This window comes from Pseudochrobactrum sp. B5 (assembly GCF_001939785.1).
In the GTDB taxonomy this organism is placed as follows: Bacteria; Pseudomonadota; Alphaproteobacteria; order Rhizobiales; family Rhizobiaceae; genus Pseudochrobactrum; species Pseudochrobactrum saccharolyticum.
Map to the genome: position 1 here is coordinate 109,970 of NZ_MOYL01000004.1, position 18,030 is coordinate 127,999.

Annotated in this window: 15 protein-coding genes; 10 read left to right on the forward strand and 5 right to left on the reverse strand. The window is 53.3% G+C overall.

Annotated elements, in window-relative coordinates; genetic code table 11:
• The first annotated feature begins 106 nt into the window (after positions 1-106).
• The 10 genes from BKD14_RS12805 (at position 107) to BKD14_RS12850 (ending at position 11,457) form a co-directional block, all read left to right on the forward strand.
• Positions 107-613, forward strand: coding sequence for a molybdopterin-dependent oxidoreductase (locus BKD14_RS12805; protein WP_075656577.1), 507 nt, complete (start codon positions 107-109; stop codon positions 611-613).
• Positions 614-621: 8 nt separating this feature from the next.
• Positions 622-2,553: an EAL domain-containing protein gene (locus BKD14_RS12810; RefSeq protein ID WP_075656579.1), complete on the forward strand. Its 1,932-nt coding sequence runs from the start codon at positions 622-624 to the stop codon at positions 2,551-2,553.
• A gap of 140 nt (positions 2,554-2,693) precedes the next feature.
• The gene (locus BKD14_RS12815) at positions 2,694-3,407 is read left to right on the forward strand and encodes an FkbM family methyltransferase (protein ID WP_075656581.1); all 714 of its coding nucleotides are present in this window, start codon (positions 2,694-2,696) and stop codon (positions 3,405-3,407) included.
• Positions 3,408-3,594: 187 nt separating this feature from the next.
• Positions 3,595-4,671, forward strand: coding sequence for a transporter substrate-binding protein (locus BKD14_RS12820; protein WP_075656583.1), 1,077 nt, complete (start codon positions 3,595-3,597; stop codon positions 4,669-4,671).
• The gene (locus BKD14_RS12825; RefSeq protein ID WP_075656585.1) at positions 4,671-5,279 is read left to right on the forward strand and encodes an ANTAR domain-containing protein; all 609 of its coding nucleotides are present in this window, start codon (positions 4,671-4,673) and stop codon (positions 5,277-5,279) included. The genes BKD14_RS12820 and BKD14_RS12825 overlap by 1 nt, the downstream gene beginning before the upstream one ends.
• A 34-nt stretch (positions 5,280-5,313) precedes the next feature.
• A complete protein-coding gene (locus tag BKD14_RS12830) occupies positions 5,314-6,153 on the forward strand; it encodes an ABC transporter permease (protein ID WP_238481542.1) in 840 nt (279 codons plus the stop codon).
• The gene (locus BKD14_RS12835; protein ID WP_022712029.1) at positions 6,153-7,073 is read left to right on the forward strand and encodes an ABC transporter permease; all 921 of its coding nucleotides are present in this window, start codon (positions 6,153-6,155) and stop codon (positions 7,071-7,073) included. Before BKD14_RS12830 ends, BKD14_RS12835 begins: the two co-directional genes overlap by 1 nt.
• A gap of 80 nt (positions 7,074-7,153) precedes the next feature.
• Positions 7,154-8,725, forward strand: a complete 1,572-nt coding sequence (locus BKD14_RS12840; protein ID WP_245293651.1) for an ABC transporter substrate-binding protein — start codon at positions 7,154-7,156, stop codon at positions 8,723-8,725.
• A gap of 6 nt (positions 8,726-8,731) precedes the next feature.
• Complete coding sequence (locus BKD14_RS12845; RefSeq protein WP_075656591.1) at positions 8,732-9,691, forward strand: acetamidase/formamidase family protein; 960 nt, start codon at positions 8,732-8,734, stop codon at positions 9,689-9,691.
• Entirely contained in the window at positions 9,688-11,457 is a 1,770-nt protein-coding gene (locus tag BKD14_RS12850) for an ABC transporter ATP-binding protein (protein WP_083647114.1), read from the forward strand. The genes BKD14_RS12845 and BKD14_RS12850 overlap by 4 nt, the downstream gene beginning before the upstream one ends.
• 184 nt (positions 11,458-11,641) lie before the next feature.
• Here the strand turns inward: BKD14_RS12850 and BKD14_RS12855 are convergent, their stop codons facing one another.
• From BKD14_RS12855 to BKD14_RS12875, 5 genes are read right to left on the reverse strand one after another with little or no spacing between them, the layout of a single operon-like run.
• A complete protein-coding gene (locus BKD14_RS12855) occupies positions 11,642-13,495 on the reverse strand; it encodes an ABC transporter ATP-binding protein (RefSeq protein WP_075656593.1) in 1,854 nt (617 codons plus the stop codon).
• Between the two features lie 15 nt (positions 13,496-13,510).
• Positions 13,511-14,365 carry a sulfite exporter TauE/SafE family protein gene (locus tag BKD14_RS12860; protein WP_075656595.1) on the reverse strand — a complete coding sequence of 285 codons (855 nt, stop codon included), beginning with the start codon at positions 14,363-14,365 and terminating at the stop codon, positions 13,511-13,513.
• A gap of 17 nt (positions 14,366-14,382) precedes the next feature.
• Complete coding sequence (locus tag BKD14_RS12865; RefSeq protein WP_075656597.1) at positions 14,383-16,185, reverse strand: gamma-glutamyltransferase family protein; 1,803 nt, start codon at positions 16,183-16,185, stop codon at positions 14,383-14,385.
• Between the two features lie 20 nt (positions 16,186-16,205).
• On the reverse strand, positions 16,206-17,066 hold the full coding sequence (locus BKD14_RS12870) for an ABC transporter permease (RefSeq protein WP_075656600.1): 861 nt from the start codon (positions 17,064-17,066) through the stop codon (positions 16,206-16,208).
• A complete protein-coding gene (locus tag BKD14_RS12875; RefSeq protein WP_075656602.1) occupies positions 17,063-18,010 on the reverse strand; it encodes an ABC transporter permease in 948 nt (315 codons plus the stop codon). The genes BKD14_RS12870 and BKD14_RS12875 overlap by 4 nt, the downstream gene beginning before the upstream one ends.
• Positions 18,011-18,030 lie beyond the last annotated feature (20 nt).

Genomic DNA, 18,030 nt, shown 5'->3' on the forward strand with positions numbered 1-18,030 from the left:
GAACGGCTAATTTACCTTAAAACAAATAGATTGGGATGTGCATATTTTCCCATGTACTGATTGATGGATTTCAATATATTATTCTAAATTATCAGGGAGAAATATAATGATCTTAAAGCGCTTGGTGATCTATCTGATTCTGACCTGTATGATGGTTTCCGGTGCCGCTGCCGGTTCACTCGCAAAGCCGGAAGGTAAGCCGATATTGGTGATATCCGGTGCGATTGAAAATAAGAACAACGGCGATACCGCAGAATTTGACCGCGACATGCTGGTGGCAATGGGGATGCAGGTCACAGAGACCGCAAACCCGTGGTATAACGGCCGAACCCGTTTTGAAGGCGTGTCTCTCGACAAGCTGATGGAAACGGTCGGTGCCAAGGGCACGACTGTTACAGCTGTGGCACTGAATGATTATGTGACGAAAATTCCGTTAGAAGACTTTAAGAAATTTAAGGTCATACTGGCCATGAAGCGTGACGGAAGTTTTATCACGGTCCGCGAGAAAGGGCCGCTTTTCATTATCTACCCGTATGACAGTGATCTGCAATTGCAAAGCCAGACTTACTACACACGCTCTGCGTGGCAGGTGGCGAAGCTCATAGTCGAATAGAGGCTTGTGTGAGACGCATACTCGGTATTGTTATTTGCTGTTTTGTATTGGCAACAGGCTACATAGCCTATGTCATTGCTGAGCGACAAACTGCACTGCAGAAGGTTGCCCGTTATAATGACTCCTGGGCTGTCAGCCAGATGGTGTCAGAATATTTGCGCCTTGAACAGCAACTTGCCGCTTATGCTCTCGGCCTGAAAAATGCGGATATTGACGAGATTTCGCTCCGGCTCGATATCATGATCAGCCGCATGGAATTTGTGCAGCAAGGTACCTTGCAGGAATTCGTCAATAAAGACCCATCCCGCTATCTGGTTATCCAAAATCTCCGCGCCGCGCTTAATAAGCTGGATCATCAGCTGGCGGAACTCACACCGGAACGGGCGAAAGAGCTTTTGCCGGAAATGAGCCAGCTGGTCGGGCCGTTGACTGGGCTTGCATCTTCTTCTGTTGAATATGATGTGAGTGTGATTGATGCCGCACAGCTTGAAGTGCGCAATCTTCATTATATTTATACCGCTCTTGCAGCAGGACTTATCCTCTGCGGGATCACCATGATTATCCTGCTGCTGCGCCAGAACAGTATGCTGAACCGTGCACACGGGCATATGCAGCGTCTGACAGAAGACCTGCGTGAAACATCGGGTGAATTGCAGTCGCAGAATGACCGGCTTGAGCATTCAGCTCATCATGATGCGCTGACGGGCTTGCCGAACCGTGTTCTGTTCCGTCAGGATCTCAATGCCCGTATGAAGGATGCGAGAGAAGGCGGGCCGCCTGCCGTGGTCTTGTTGTTTGACCTTGACGGTTTCAAGGATGTGAATGACACGCTGGGGCATGATGTCGGGGATGTGCTTTTGCAGGCGGTTGCCAACCGTTTGGTTGAGTTCAGCCATAAAGATGATCTGATTTGCCGTCTTGGCGGTGATGAATTTGCGGTTTTATCAGCGGGCCTTTTTCCTGAAAAAGCCCTTGAATTTGCCCGCCATCTGATGCGCGTCATCAGCTCTCCCTATAATATCAATGACAGGGAAATTAAGATCGGCACCTGTATCGGTGTTGCTATTTCCTCGACCGAGCCGGATGTGGAAGAGCTGTTCAAACATGCCGATCTTGCGCTCTATGAGGCCAAAGCGCTGGGTACCGGCCATGCCTGCATTTTCCAGCCGCATATGCAAACGCGGCTTGTCGAGAAAAAAGCCTTCGAGGCCGATCTTCGTGATGCGCTGAAAAACGGCGAGATGGAAGTTTTCTATCAGCCGCAGGCCGACACCTATACGCGTGAGATTTGCGGTTATGAGGCATTGCTGCGCTGGACACATCCGGTGCGCGGTGCTGTTCCGCCATCAGAATTTATTCCGGTTGCCGAGAAAACCGGCCTGATCCATGAGCTGGGAGACTGGGTTCTGCAACAGGCCTGTCAGGAGGCTGTCCGCTGGCGCAGGCCGTTTAAAGTTGCCGTCAACCTGTCGCCGGTACAGTTCATCACAAAAAATCTGATCCAGCGCGTCACGTCAATTTTGCGGGAGAGCGGACTCAATCCTGAGCGGCTGGAACTGGAAATTACAGAATCCGTTTTGCTCGACAAGAATGAGCAGACTTTGCATACGCTGCGGCAGTTGAAAGCCGTTGGTATTCAGATTGCCATGGATGATTTTGGTACCGGCTATTCATCGCTGGGCAGCCTGAGCAGCTTCCCGTTTGATAAGATCAAAATTGACCGGTCTTTCATCCGTGATGTGACAACCAATCCTGATGCTCTGGCTATCGTGGAACTGGTGACAGGGATCGGTCAGAGCCTTGGTATGATTACGATTGCGGAAGGGATTGAAACCGAAGAAGAGCTGGAATGTCTGAAACGGGTCGGCTGCGATCAGGTTCAGGGTTATTTGTTCGGCCGTCCGGTTTCAGCTTCTGAGCTGACGCATCTTCGCACATAATATAAGCAATATAATGCGTTAAAAAATATACTAAATTTCATATATATGTTATGTCCTGCCTATTCTTTCAGAAGAGCGCATGGGCAGCCTGTTTGTGCTCCTGAAATGTCGCAAATTTCAAGCGCCAAAGGAGCACAGGCGTGGACACTGTCACATTGCACGGTATTAAGATCCCTTTCGCCCCTGATGAAGTTTCGCCTGTTATCTGGCAGGCAATAATCAGCGGACGTTATGAGGCTAAAGAAGCCAAATGGGTTTTTAAAGCGGTGAAACGCGGCGACCGTGTTCTGGAACTCGGCTCCGGTATCGGTGTGATCACCTCTCTGATGGCTACGATCCCTGATGTGCGGATTTGGGCTTTTGAAGCCAACCCGTCAACTGCAGCACTTGCACAGCGTGTGCTGGATACAAATACTGCGGGCAATGTGTTGCTGACGCAGGGTATTCTCGCTGCGGGTGAACCGGCCGATCACCGTTTTTATGTCCGCAAAGATCTCTGGATGTCCTCAATGGACAAGGAACAGGGGCCTTATGAGCATGAAATTTCGCTGGCCTCAGCCAATATAGACAACTTTATAACCGCGCATGATATCAATGTGCTGGTGATGGATATTGAAGGTGGCGAGCGCGATCTGCTGCAAAAAGCGGATCTGAGCGGCATTGAACGTATTTTTCTTGAGCTTCATGATCATCTCTACGGTCTGGCTGGTATTCGCGATATAACACAGGCGCTGGCGGAAAAAGGTTATGCTTATGATCCGCGCGGGTCTTACGGCCCGTGCGTTCTATTCGCCAAGGACGAAACTGTGCGCGAATATGAGGATGATACAGCTGAACATCATATGGGACTGTAAATAATTAAAGCGACATTTTTGTCGCTTTTAGCGCAATTAAATTTCTCTTTGCGCTCATATTCATTATACATCTTGCAAAGCGCGAAAATCTTATATTAAATGCCATTCAATAAATGGCATCCAAGCCCCGTTTCGGCCTCTCCAGAGTGGTGAGGTTCGATGCGGGGTTTTTTCTTTTCGGGGTAAGATGAAACGCATTGTTGAAATCGGCCTTTTGCAGTCACAGAGCGGAAACTATTCCGCTATTTCGCGCGCCAGCCGTGCCGGTGTTTTGCAGGGCGTTGATGAAGTGAATGCGGACAATGCGCTGGATGTCGCCTTTCATGTGATTGAGCGTGACCCTGAAGGAAGGGTGGATCGTTATGCGCCGCTCTGCCGCGAGATTTTGCAAAACTCTCAGGTACGTCATATTTTTGGTTGTGTAACTTCCGCTTCCCGAAAAGAGGTTATTCCCGAGCTTGAGCGTTTCGACGGCGTGTTGTGGTATCCGCTGCCTTATGAAGGTTTTGAAGCCTCGGAACGTGTGGCCTATATGCATTCATGTCCCAATCAGCATTTACTGCCATTGCTGGACTGGGCGCTGCCTGTCTTAGGCAAGCGGGCTTATTTTGTCGGTTCGAATTATATCTGGGGCTGGGAAATGGCACGGATTGCCCGTGAGCAAATTACCTATGCGGGCGGTACAGTTCTCGGTGACCGCTATCTGGCAATCGGCGATACGGAACTCGATCATATTATCCATGATATCCGCGCGCTGAAGCCGGATTTTATTCTGAATTCTCTGGTCGGCGACAGTTCCTATGCGTTTTTGCAGCGATTGGCCGGTCTGAAAGCTGAATTTGGTTCTGAGAACAGTCCGGCAGTTTTGTCCTGCAATTTTACAGAATGCGAAATCGCTCCTGCCAATGGTGCGGCCGCAGGCCTTATCTCGGCGGGGCCGTGGTTTGAGCCTGAAAATGGTCAGGGCGGCTCGTTGCTGGAAATGTCGCGCCAAGCCGTACATGAGCTGGCAAATTTGTTGCATAATCGTCCGCAAGCGGAAAAACTGTCTTTATCGGAATTGCTGCTGGCTGCATTGCAGCATGGCTATCAGCCAAGGCTTGACCCGACCAATCTTCATGCCGCGCAGCCGGTGGTGATTGCCCGTCTCGAAGGCGACCAGTTCAAAGAAATTAAACGCCTGCCGCAAATGCGGGCAGATCCCTATCTCACGCATTATGTCCAGCGCCCGCAAGGCGCAGGATTTCTGAAGGTGGTGTCATAATGCGGATCAGAACGGAAAATCTCGGCGGGGCCGTAGCGTGGATTCTCCATCGTCCGCATCCGTCCGTACAGGGTCTGATCCGGCAATTAAGTGTTATCGGGCTGAATGTGCGGGAGGCATGGCCGGAATTGCCGGCTGAAGCCCTCAATGCCGATTTCATATTCTACGATGCCGATAGCGGCCATAATGAGCAGTTTCCATGGCGCACAGGCGGCTCGCCGATGCCGATGATTGCCCTGATCGGTTCGGAAGTTCCGGGGCGGTTAAAATGGGCGATGGATATGGGCGCTCATGCGCAATTGCTTAAGCCTGTCAGTGACAAAGGCGTCTATGCGGCTCTGTTGGTGGCACGCAGTAATTTCGATCAGGCGAAAGCATCGCAAGCCCTGATTACAGATCTGGAAAACCGGCTGTCCGCCCGCCAGACCATTGTGCAGGCTGTGATGATCTCCATGATGAAGGGGAAAACCGAAGCCGAAGCTTATGATCTGTTGCGGCAGGTTGCCATGGCCTGGCAGGTTACAATCGAGACTGCGGCCGAACGCATTGTCGCCAATCATTCTGCAGAGAGGGGCGCCAAAGATGGCAGACGCATCGATCTCGCCTGAACCGTTTACGGCACCAAAACGCGGCTCATCCATTATGCGGCGTTTGTTGCAGCGCAAGCTGGCGCTGCTCGGGCTGATCATCATTTTGATCTGCGTTGGCGGTGCGGTTTTCGCCAAATGGATTGCGCCTTTTGATCCCAATGAGCAGTTTTTTGACGGGCTGACGATTGAAGGCGCGCCGATGCCGCCGGGAGAGCAGTTCTGGTTCGGCACGGATTTGCTTGGCCGTGATCTGTTTTCGCGGCTGCTTTATGGTGCGCAGACATCTCTGGTCATCGGGGTTGTGGCTAATGGGGCTGCGCTGCTGATCGGCACGCTGATCGGTGTGACAGCAGGCTATTTTCGCGGCATTACCGGTGCGGTGCTGATGCGCTTTACCGATCTGATGATGGCTTTTCCAGCACTGCTGTTGGCGATCTGTCTGGCGGCGATTTTCTCGCCGTCACTCTGGATTGTGGCGATGGTGATTGCCTTTGTGAATTGGGTGCAGACGGCACGGGTGATCTATACGCAAACCTCGTCTCTGGCCGAGCGTGATTATATCGCTGCGGAAAAAACACTGGGTGCAGGCCATGGCCGTATTCTGTTCCGGCATATTTTGCCGCATCTGATCCCGACACTGATTGTCTGGGGAACGCTCGGCATTTCCACGACTGTGCTGCTGGAGGCAACCCTGTCCTATCTGGGCGTCGGTGTGCAGCCACCGACACCATCATGGGGCAATATTATTTTCGAAAACCAGACCTATTTTCAGTCTGCGCCCTGGCTGGTGTTCATTCCGGGAGCCGCGATCCTGTTGCTGGCGCTTGCCTTTAATCTTGTGGGGGATGCGCTGCGCGATATTCTCGACCCGACACAACAGGGGCGTGACTGATGCTTGCCTATATTCTTCGACGTTTGATCCAGTCCGCGCTGATCCTGCTTGGTGTTTCTTTTATCACCTTTGTGCTGCTCTATGTACTGCCTGCCGACCCCGTACGGCAGATTGCAGGACGTTCAGCCACAGCGGAAACCGTTGCCAGTATCCGGCAACAGCTCGGGCTGGATCAGCCTTTTATCGTGCAATATGGCGATTATCTCTGGAACCTGCTCAACGGTAATCTCGGCCGCTCCTACTTGCAGAAAACGGAAGTAACCGACCTCATCCTGTCGCGTCTGCCCGCTACTTTGCAGCTGCTGGTGGCGGCGATTATCTGCGAATTGCTGATCGGCCTGCCGCTTGGAATTGTTGCGGCGCTCAATCGCGGCAAACTGCTTGATAATGCGCTGATGCTGACCAGTTTCATGACCGTTTCGGCACCGCAATTTGTTGTGGCTCTGCTGTTGTTATTTGTTTTCGCGGTCACACTCGGCTGGTTCCCGATTGGTGGTTATGGCAGTTTCTCACATATTGTGTTGCCCGCGCTGACCCTCGGTATTCTCGGTTCCGGCTGGTATTCGCGCATTGTGCGCTCGTCCATGATTGATGTGCTGCGCGCCGATTTTATCCGCACTGCCCGTGCCAAAGGGCTTGGCCGCAGCCGCGTTATTTTCGGCCATGCTCTGCCCAATGCCATTCTGCCGATTATTGCAATGATCGGCATCGATATCGGCATGTTCATGTCGGGCATTGTCGTGGTGGAAAGTGTTTTCGGCTGGCCCGGTATCGGACAGCTGGCATGGCAGGCCATTCAGCGTGTCGATATTCCGATCATCATGGGTGTGACGCTCGTCTCTGCCTGCGGCATTGTGCTGGGCAATCTCATCGCCGATCTGATCTCCCCGCTTATCGATCCGCGCATCAAGCTACGTTAATTATTCTAAACAGGAGTGAGGCAATGAAGAAACTATTCCTTTCAACCGCTCTGGCGACTGCTCTGACGGGTCTGGTGGCAATGCAGGCGATGGCACCGGCACAGGCGCAAGAGCCGAAATCCGGCGGCAATATGATCGTGACCTATAAGGATGATGTGGCAACACTCGATCCGGCGATCGGCTATGACTGGCAGAACTGGTCGATGATTAAATCGGTCTTTGACGGCTTGATGGATTATAAGCCGGGCACCACGGAATTGCGTCCGGGTCTGGCCGAAAGCTATGAGATTTCAGAAGACGGCAAGGCCTATACATTCAAATTGCGTAAAGGCGTGAAATTCCACAACGGCCGCGAATTCACCGCAGATGATGTGCTCTATTCCCTGAACCGTGTTGTTAATCCGGCAACCCAGTCTCCGGGGCAGGGCTTCTTCTCGATGATCGAAGGCTATGATGATGCCGCTGCCGGTAAAGCCGCGACACTTTCCGGTGTCAGTGCCACGGATGCCAATACGGTTGTGATTAAGCTTTCACGTCCGGATGCAACTTTCCTGCATATTATGGCGCTGAATTTCTCTTTCATCGTACCGAAGGAAGCTGTGGAGGCTGCGGGCGCGGATTTTGGTAAAAAACCTGTTGGCACCGGTGCTTTCAAGCTGACTGAATGGACACTCGGCCAGCGTCTTGTTTTTGAGAAAAATGCTGATTACTGGATTTCCGGCGTTCCTTATCTCGACAGTTTCACCGTGGAAGTCGGGCAGGAGCCGGTTGTAGCCCTGCTGCGCGCGCAGAAAGGCGAAATCGATATTCCGGGCGATGGTATCCCGCCGGCAAAATTTGTCGAAGTGATGAAAGATCCTGAACAGTCCAAGAATGTTGTCGAAGGCGGCCAGCTCCACACCGGTTATGTCACGATGAATGTGACCAAAGCACCTTTTGACAAGGTGGAAGTGCGCCGCGCCGTCAATATGGCGATCAATAAAGACCGTATCATTCAGGTGATTAACGGCCGTGCGGTTCCTGCCACCCAGCCGCTTCCACCGTCAATGCCGGGCTACACAAAAGACTATAAAGGCTATGCCTATGATCAGGCTGCGGCCAAGAAATTGCTGACTGATGCAGGATATGCGGATGGTTTTGAGACTGAACTCTATGTCATGAATACCGATCCGAACCCGCGTATTGCGCAGGCAATCCAGCAGGATCTGAAAGCAATCGGCATCAAGGCCGGTATCAAATCGCTGGCGCAGGCCAATGTGATTGAAGCAGGTGGTGCGGGCAATGCTCCGATGATCTGGTCCGGCGGCATGGCATGGATTGCCGATTTCCCTGATCCGGCGAATTTCTACGGCCCGATCCTTGGTTGTGCCGGTGCGGTAGAGGGCGGCTGGAACTGGTCGAAATATTGCAGTGAAGATCTCGACAAGAAAGCTGCAGAGGCAGATTCCATTGTCGATCCTGCAAAGGCTGATGAGCGTCTGGCCAAATGGTCGGAAATTTACACCAAGGTGATGGAAGATGCGCCATGGGCACCGGTTTTCAACGAACAGCGCTTCACGCTGAAGTCAGCGCGTATGGGCGGTGACGATGCGCTTTATGTTGATCCGGTGTCGATACCGGTCAATTACGATTACGTGTATATCAAGGAGTAAGCAGGCATGTGCAAGCACTGCAACCACACGATCCACGCCCGTCAGCATCATTTCGGCTGGGATAACAGCTTTGCGCCTGTTCTGACTGCCGCTCCGGGTGAAACGATCCTGTTTCAGTGCCTTGACAGTTCAGGGGGCCAGCTTGGCCCCCGGTCCACTGTTGAGGATGTTCAGGCGCTGGATTTTGGTCAGATTAATCCTGTTTCGGGCCCGATCTTTGTCGACGGCGCAAAAGCGGGTGATGTGCTGAAGGTGACGATTGAAAGCTTTACGCCGCAACTGCGGGACGGTGCAGGCTTCGGCTGGACAGCGAATATTCCGGGCTTTGGCCTGCTGACTGACCAGTTTCCTGATCCTGCTTTGCATGTGTGGAAATTTGATGCCACCAGCATGGAGCCTGCCTTGTTCGGCAAGAACGGTCGCGTACCGCTCAAGCCTTTTGCAGGGACAATCGGCAATGCACTGGCGGAAAAAGGCCATCACAGCGTGGTGCCGCCGCGCCGTGTCGGCGGTAATCTTGATATCCGTGATCTGGCCGCAGGCACGACACTCTATCTGCCGGTTGAAGTGGATGGTGCATTATTCTCGGTCGGCGATACCCATGCCGCACAGGGCGACGGAGAAGTCTGCGGCACGGCTATCGAAAGTCCGTTCGATGTTGTGCTGACGCTTGACCTTATTAAAAATCAGCCGCTGAAAACCCCGCGCTTCACCACGCCGAGGCCTGTAACCCGTCATCTCGATGCCAAGGGTTATGAAGTCACCACAGGTATTGGCCCTGATCTCTGGGCTGCCGCGCGTGATGCCGTGGCCAATATGGTCGATCTTCTGGCCACCACACAGAAGATGGATCCGGTTGATGCTTATATGCTGGTTTCGACCTGCGGTGATCTGCGTATCTCCGAGATCGTGGATATGCCGAATGTTGTCGTCAGCTTCTACTTTCCGAGGGCAGTATTCGAATGAGTGTAGCGATGCTTTCTCCTGTTGCTGATCCTGCGGCTGATATTGTTTTGTCGGTACGGGATTTGCAGGTTTCCGCCCGTACTGAAGACGGGTTGATGCCGCTTGTTCAGGGGCTCAGTTTCGATCTGCATCGGGGTGAGACTTTGGCAATTGCGGGGGAAAGCGGTTCAGGCAAGTCGATCACCTCGCTTGCCTGTATGGGGCTGCTACCGCAGCCCCAGGTAAGGGTAACCGGCGGCTCCATTCACTTCGGTGATCTGGAACTGACCGGTCTGCCTGAAAAGAAAATGCAGCAGGTGCGCGGTGCGCGTATTGCCATGATCTTTCAGGAACCGATGACGGCGCTTAATCCGGTGATGACCATCGGACGTCAGCTGACAGAAGCAATCCGTGCGCATGAACCGCTCTCTGTGGCGCAAGCGCGTGCCCGCGCATTGGAAGCTGTCCGCGCGGTGCGACTGTCCCAGCCGGAAAAACGGCTGGAACAATATCCTCACGAATTATCCGGCGGTATGCGTCAGCGCGTGATGATTGCCATGGCTATTGCGCTGCGACCGGCTTTGCTGATTGCTGACGAGCCGACCACAGCACTTGATGTGACGGTTCAGCGGGAAGTGCTGGATCTGCTGCGTGATTTGCAGAAGGAACTGGGCACAGCTGTTATTTTGATTACCCATGATATGGGCGTGGTCGCGGAAATGGCCGACCGCGTTATTGTTATGCGCAAAGGGAAAATGGTTGAAACCGCAAGCACGGTTGATCTGTTTGATGCGCCCAAAGAACAATATACCAAGGATTTGCTGGCGGCGGTGCCGCGTATCGGTGCCGGTGCCAAACGCCCTCTGCATGAGGGGCGTGAGGTTCTGGTGCGCTATGATGATGTATCGGTAAAATTTGCAATCCGGCAAGGTCTGCTCGGGCGCGTGGCAGCCAATGTTCATGCGGTTGAACATGTGTCGCTGGATATTTATCGCGGAGAAACGCTGTCTCTGGTTGGTGAATCCGGTTGCGGTAAATCTACTATGGCAAAGGCACTGGTCGGACTTGTGCAGCATAGCGGCCGGATTGATGTCGGCGGGCAGGCTCTGAGCGAACTCGATTATAAAGGGCGCAAAGCCATGCGCCGCGAGTTGCAGATCGTGTTTCAGGATCCGATGGCAGCGCTTGATGCGCGGATGACAATTGGCGAGCTTATTCGCGAACCTCTGGTTATTCATAATATTGGCACAGCTGCGGAGCAGAAAGCGCGGGTTTGCGAATTATTGGAGCGCGTGGAGCTTTCTGCTGCAGTCTATGACCGTTATCCGCATCAGTTCTCCGGCGGGCAGCGCCAGCGCATCTGTATTGCCCGTGCACTGGCACTGAAACCGAAACTCATTGTTTGCGATGAAAGTGTTGCCGCGCTTGATGTATCTATTCAGGCAAGGGTGCTGGAATTGCTGCGTGATCTGCAGAAAGAAACCGGCGTTACCTATTTATTTATCAGTCACGATATGGCGGTTGTTGAGAATATTTCCGACCGTGTGGCGGTGATGTATCTGGGGCAGATTGTGGAAATGGGAACACGCGCGCAGCTGTTCAGCAATCCGCAGCATCCCTATACCAAGCGGCTGCTCTCGGCGGTGCCGGTACCTGATCCGCGCCGTCAGCGTGGTGAAAGCCTGCGGCTCACCGGTGAAATTCCAAGTCCTGTCTGGAAAGCCGGTCAGCAGCCGGATCGTGTGAAACTCGTGGATATCGGCGGGGGACATCTCGTCGCCGGCTAGAGCATTTCACAGTCAAGTTGGATCAGCTTGACTTCTTGATTATGTCAAGTTGGATCAACTTGACGCCCGTGATAATGCGACCAAATAAAGAATCCAGAGCGAGCACTATGATCCAATCTGGACGTAAACCGCTCTAGCATGTGTTCTTTCAGATCAACATGCTAGCCGGACTATTTATTTTTTACTAGATTGCTTTACGCAATTCCCATTCATCGCCCCATTGCTGCACAAAATGGCCGGAGCTGACTTCCTGCATAATCCGCACCGGTGGCTGATAATCAACCGGACGCACAGGGCTTTTCAGCTCGCCGACATGGAGCTTCGCCTTGGTACCGCGCGTTGCAGGATCCGGCACCGGTACGGCTGAGAGCAGGCGTTTGGTATAAGGATGCTGCGGATTACCGAAGATATCCGCGCGGCTGCCGATTTCGACAATCTCGCCTAAATACATCACGGCTACGCGATGGCTGATACGCTCAACCACAGCCATATCATGGGAAATAAACAGGAAGGCCAGACCAAGCTTTTCCTGCAATTCCAGCATCAGATTGATGACCTGCGCCTTGATGGAAACATCCAGTGCGGACACGGCTTCATCAGCAATAATCAATTGCGGATCAAGAGCTAATGTACGGGCAATACAGATGCGTTGGCGCTGCCCGCCGGAAAATTCGTGCGGATAGCGGTCATAAGTTGCGGGATTAATACCGACCTGTTCCAGCAGTTCACGGGCTTTTTGCCGTGCCTGCGCAGCACCGGCAATGCCATGCACAATCATCGGTTCGGCAACCGCTTCACCGATTTTCATGCGCGGGTTCAGACTTGCAAACGGGTCCTGAAAGATCAGTTGTATCTGGCGGCGTGTATCGCGAAATTCTGCCTGACTAATGTTCAGAATATTGCGGCCGTTCAGCAGGACTTCGCCGGATGTCGGCTCAGTAAGCCGGATAATTGCACGGCCGGTGGTGGATTTTCCGCAGCCGGATTCCCCCACCAGAGACAGCGTTTCACCCGCCGCAATCGAGAAGGATACATTCTCAACCGCATGAACCCGTCCGGCAGGTTTACGGAAAAGACCGTTTGGCAGGTCAAAATATTTGCGCAGATTGCGCACTTCAAGCACGGTTGGCGGCTGAGCAGCTTTGCTCTTTGTGATGGTCTCAGCTTCTGAAACAGGCTGTTCAACCGGCAGGCCGGTTGTGCGGTCGATTTCAGGAAATTTCAGCGGTGCATTTTCGCCCTTCATCGAGCCGAGTTTTGGCACGGCAGACAGCAGAGCACGGGTATAAGGATGTTCCGGCTGTGCAAAAATAACCTCTGTATTGCCGCTTTCAACAATATTGCCATGCAACATTACGATGGTACGATCGGCAATCTCTGCCACCACACCCATATCATGGGTGATGAACAGCACGGCCATGCCTTCTTCTTTTTGCAGGTCTTTGATGAGATCAAGAATCTGCGCCTGAATGGTCACATCCAATGCGGTCGTCGGCTCGTCGGCAATCAGCAGTTTCGGCTTGCAGGCGAGTGCCATGGCAATCATCACACGCTGACGCATACCGCCGGACAGACGGTGCGGATAATCTTTCGCCCGTGTGGCGGCAGATGGTATCCGTACACGCTCCATCAGGTGCACAGCCTCGGCTTCAGCCTGTTCACGGCTCATGCCGCGATGAGTCATCAGCACTTCGGCAAGCTGGAAACCGATGGTCAGACTCGGATTGAGCGAGGTCATCGGTTCCTGAAAAATCATTGCGATTTCATTACCACGAATATGACGGATTGCACTGTCATTCATCTGTGTCAGCGCAGCATCGTTAAAACAGATCGTACCTTCAATCCGGCTGTTGAGCGGCGGCAGCAACCGCATCAGGGAAAGCGCCGTAACACTTTTGCCGGAGCCGGACTCCCCGACAATAGCAAGCGTCTCGCCGGCATTAATCTCAAAGGAAATACCATGCACGACCGGTGCCCAGTGGCCACCGGTAGAGAAAGAGATTTTCAGGTCTTTTACAGAAAGAAGTGTTTCTTGCATGACTCAATCTTTCTATCAATAAATAACGCTTATCAAAAAACGCAGGCAGATCAGCAGCAGGAAGACACCGAAAGCGACTTCCAGTTTTCGTTTTGAAAGACTATGCGCCAGCTTTACGCCGACAGGGGCCGCGAGAATACTTGTCGGAATAACCAGAAAAAATCCGAGCAGGGAGACATAGCCGAGTGCAAGCGGCGGCTGCAAAGCGGCAACATCCGGAAATTGTGCGGCACGCGGCCAGCCTGCATAAATATAGCCAAGCGCACCCGGTATGGAGATCAGGATACCAAGTCCGGATGAAGTGGCAACAGCCTGATGGATCGGCCGGTTATAAAAGGTCATAAACAGGTTGGAGAGCTGTCCGCCGCCGATCCCCATCAGTGAGGACAATACGCCGATAATCAACCCGCAAAACCGGATGGCCAGTTTGCCCGGCAGCTGATCGGCGAGTTTCCAGCTGTCTTTTCCGAACAGCAGCCGGATTGCCGAAACACCGGCAACCACGATGAAGACGAATTTAAACAGTTCCGCCGGTGCATAACGGGCAATCACGCTCCCTGCAATCACACCCGCAACGACCGGTACAGCCCATGCTTTCAGCAGACTTGTATCCACGGCTCCGCGTGCCAGATGGGCGCGGTAAGAACGGATGGATGTCGGAATGATGATAGCAAGAGATGTGCCGATACTCAGCGGCATCAGCACATCTTCCGGCACACCCAGATAGCGGAACAGCTCATACAGCACCGGAACCGCCACAGTACCGCCGCCGACACCGAACAGACCTGCGAGCAGGCCGGTGACACCGCCGGCAATCAGCATGCTCAGGGCGAGCCAGAGCAGTTCCTGAAATTCAATACCCATTATCACTGCATCAATTCCCTGTTTTAGCGCCCGATTGCATAAGCCTGCATCAGGCGTGGTGTGGCCGCTGCCCGCAACAGTCCGTTGCTCTCACGTTCGGCTGCGGTCAGTCGCCCGACTGTCCACTCATCAACGATTTCCAGATCGTGACCGCGTGTTTTCAGATCATTTATAACAGTTTCACCAATAGACTTTTCGATTACAAGCCGTCCCGGAATGGCTTCACGCGGATAGAAGGATGACGGGAAATGCATGGTGTGGAACAGCGGCAGATCAATACCCTCCTGCAGGTTCAGCCCGTGATGGACACGGCGCAGGAACAGGATGAGTTGCCATTGATCCTGCTGGTCACCACCCGGTGTACCGAAGACAAGTCGTGGTTTGCCTTCATAGCTGGCCAGTGACGGTGTGAGCGTGGTGCGTGGGCGCTTGCGTGGCGCGAGACTGGTCGGCAGATTCGGCTCCAGCCAGAACATCTGTGCACGGGTATTGAGGGGGAAGCCGAGTTTCGGAATAACCGGAGATGATTGCAGCCAGCCGCCGGACGGGGTGGCGGAAACCATATTGCCCCAGCGGTCAATCACGTCCACATGTACTGTGTCACCACGTTTCTCGGTGCGCAGATGCGCCATGGTCGGCTCACCGGCACCCGGTGCCACATTGCCGTTGGTCTCGGCATAGCGGAACTGTGCTACGCTGCGGGCATGTTGGGTTTCAAAACCTGTGATCATACCGGCGCGCAGCTCATGAGAAGCCGCAGAGCCGATGAGTTTACGCCGCTGTGCATTATAGTCTTCCGAAAGCAGCTGTTTCATCGGCACATCTGCAAAATCAGGATCACCGTAATAGATTTCGCGGTCGGCATAGGCCAGTTTCATGGCCTCTGTTACGGTATGAATGAAATCCGCACTGTCCGGACCCATAGCGCCTATATCGCTGTTTTTCAGCAAAGCAAGACTTTGCAGCAAGGCAGGTCCCTGACCCCAAGGGCCGGTCTTGGAAACCGTCCAGCCGTGATAATCATAGCTCAACGGGGTTTCATAAGTGGCACTCCAGCGCGCCATATCATCAGCGGTCAGAATGCCTTTATGACGTTTGCCACTGGTATCCATCGCCTCAGTATTCCGGCAAAAATCTTCAATCGCCTGCGCAACAAAGCCGCGATAAAAGCCGTCACGCGCATGATCGATAATCTCTTCGCGGCTGCCGCCTTTGGCTTCAGCTTCATCCACCAGACGCTGATAGGTATTGGCGAGCGCTTCATTGACAAACAGCTCATGCGCCTGAGGCAGATTACCGTTGCGCGCCCATGTGGCATAGGATGTCGGCCATTCTTTTTTAAAAAACTCGGCCTGATCGCGGATTGTATTGGCAACGCGCGGAAGCATCGGATGGCCGGTGCGGGCATAATAGATTGCCGGTTCCAACGCATCGCGCAAGCTCATACTGCCATGATCGCGCAGCATCAGCATCCATGCATCAAATGCCCCCGGAACCACGGCTGCGAGCAGGCCGGAACCCGGAACCAGATCCAGCCCTTCCTGTTTGTAACGCTCGATCGTGGCTGCATCCGGTGTCACACCCTGACCGCACAGCACTTCGGTTTTACCGGTTTTGGCGGAGTGGAAAATAATCGGCACTTCACCAGCAGGACCAACGAGATGCGGCTCGACAACCTGCAAGACAAAACCTGCGGCCACGGCTGCATCAAAAGCATTACCGCCACGCTCCAGCAGCGCCATACCGGCGGCCGAAGCCAGCCAGTGGGTGGAAGTAATAACACCGAAAGTACCGAGAATTTCAGGACGGGTTGTAAACATACTCATGGTTATGTTCCTGTAAGCTATTAATATTCGCGCGGATCAATGGCGTCGCGCAGACCATCGCCAAGCAGATTGAAACCCAGAACCACGAGAAAGATTGCGGCTCCCGGCCATACGGACATCCATGGCGCTTGTGAGATGAAGTTTTTTGCAGTGTTGAGCATCGAGCCCCATGACGGGTTCGGCGGCTGCTGGCCAAGGCCGAGAAAGGACAGACTGGCTTCGGCAATAATGGCTGCCGCAATGGTCAGCGTTGCCTGAACGATAATCGGCGACATGGCATTCGGCAGAATATAGCGCAGGATAATGCGCGGATGACGCAGACCCAGAACCTGAGCGGCTTCGATATATTCTTCATTGCGGATGGAAAGCACCTGACCACGGGTGAGGCGGGCAAAAACCGGTGCTGCGGAAAGACCGATGGCGATCATCGCATTGGTAAGGCTGGCACTGAGAAAGGCAGCCAGTGCAATTGCCATAATCAGAAATGGTATTGCGAGCATGGCATCAATCAGGCGGGAGATAATACTGTCTGCCCAGCCGCCGAAATAGCCTGCGATAATCCCGAAAGGCACGCCGACAATCATCGCGATACATACCGAGACAACGCCCGCCATCAGCGAGGTACGTGCGCCATAGGCCATGCGGGAAAACAGGTCGCGTCCCAATTCGTCTGTCCCCAGCCAATGCAGAGCAGAAGGCGGTTTGCGAATAGCGGTGAAACTTGTCTGCAACGGATCATAACCGGCAATGAGTGGCGCCAGAATGGCCAGCAGAGCAAAAAAGCCAACCAATATTGCACCGAGAACCGCTGCTCTGTTGGAGAGAAATTTTTGCAAAGTGCGGTTGCGGGATTTTTTTGCCGGAATTGCGAGCGCACTCATGTTGCATCCCTCAGTCTCGGATTGACGATAATGTAGAGAATGTCGGCAAGGAGATTCATCAGAATGAAACCGACAGCGGTACACAGCACTACGCCCTGCACAACGGCATAGTCACGGGTGAAGACCGCATCCACGATCAGCTTGCCGAAACCCGGAATGGTAAAAATCTGTTCGGTCAGCACTGCGCCGGCGAGCAATTCACCAAAGAGCAGGGTGGTCAGGGTAATGATCGGTACAAGAGCATTGCGCAGCGCATGGCGCAGAATAACCGTCTTTTCATTCAGCCCCTTGGCGCGTGCCGTGCGCACATAGTCCGAGCGCAGCACACCGAGCATGGCCGAACGCGTATGGCGCATCAATACGCCGGCAAGGCCGGTGCCGAGCACAAAAGCGGGCATAATCATAGTGCGGATATTCTGCCCCAGATTTTCAAACGGTGATGTATAGCCGGATGAAGGCAGCAACTGCCATTGTACGGAAACAAACAGAATGAGCAGAATGCCGAGCCAGAAATTCGGGATTGATAAACCGGAAAGCGCGGCAATATTGATCGAATAATCGGTCAATGTGCCTTTGCGTACAGCAGAGATGATCCCCGCAGGCACGCCGATCAGCAGCGCAACGAACATCGCAAAAGCTGCAAGCTGCAAAGTCACCGGCAGTTTCTGCAAGATCAGTTCCAGCACCGGTTTTTCCGTGCGGATGGATACGCCGAAATCGCCGGTCATGATGCGGCCGAGCCAGCTCAGATATTGCGTAATAACCGGATCATTTAGCCGGTATTTTTCCTGAAGATAGGCAATCGTCTGCGGATCACGGTCTTCACCAGCCAGTGCCAAAATTGGATCGCCCGGCAGCAATTTCTGCATACCGAAAACAATAACCGATACCAGAAACAGGGTCGGGATCACCACAAGACAACGCCGGATAATTAATTCAAACATAGAATGAGTTCCATTCGCAT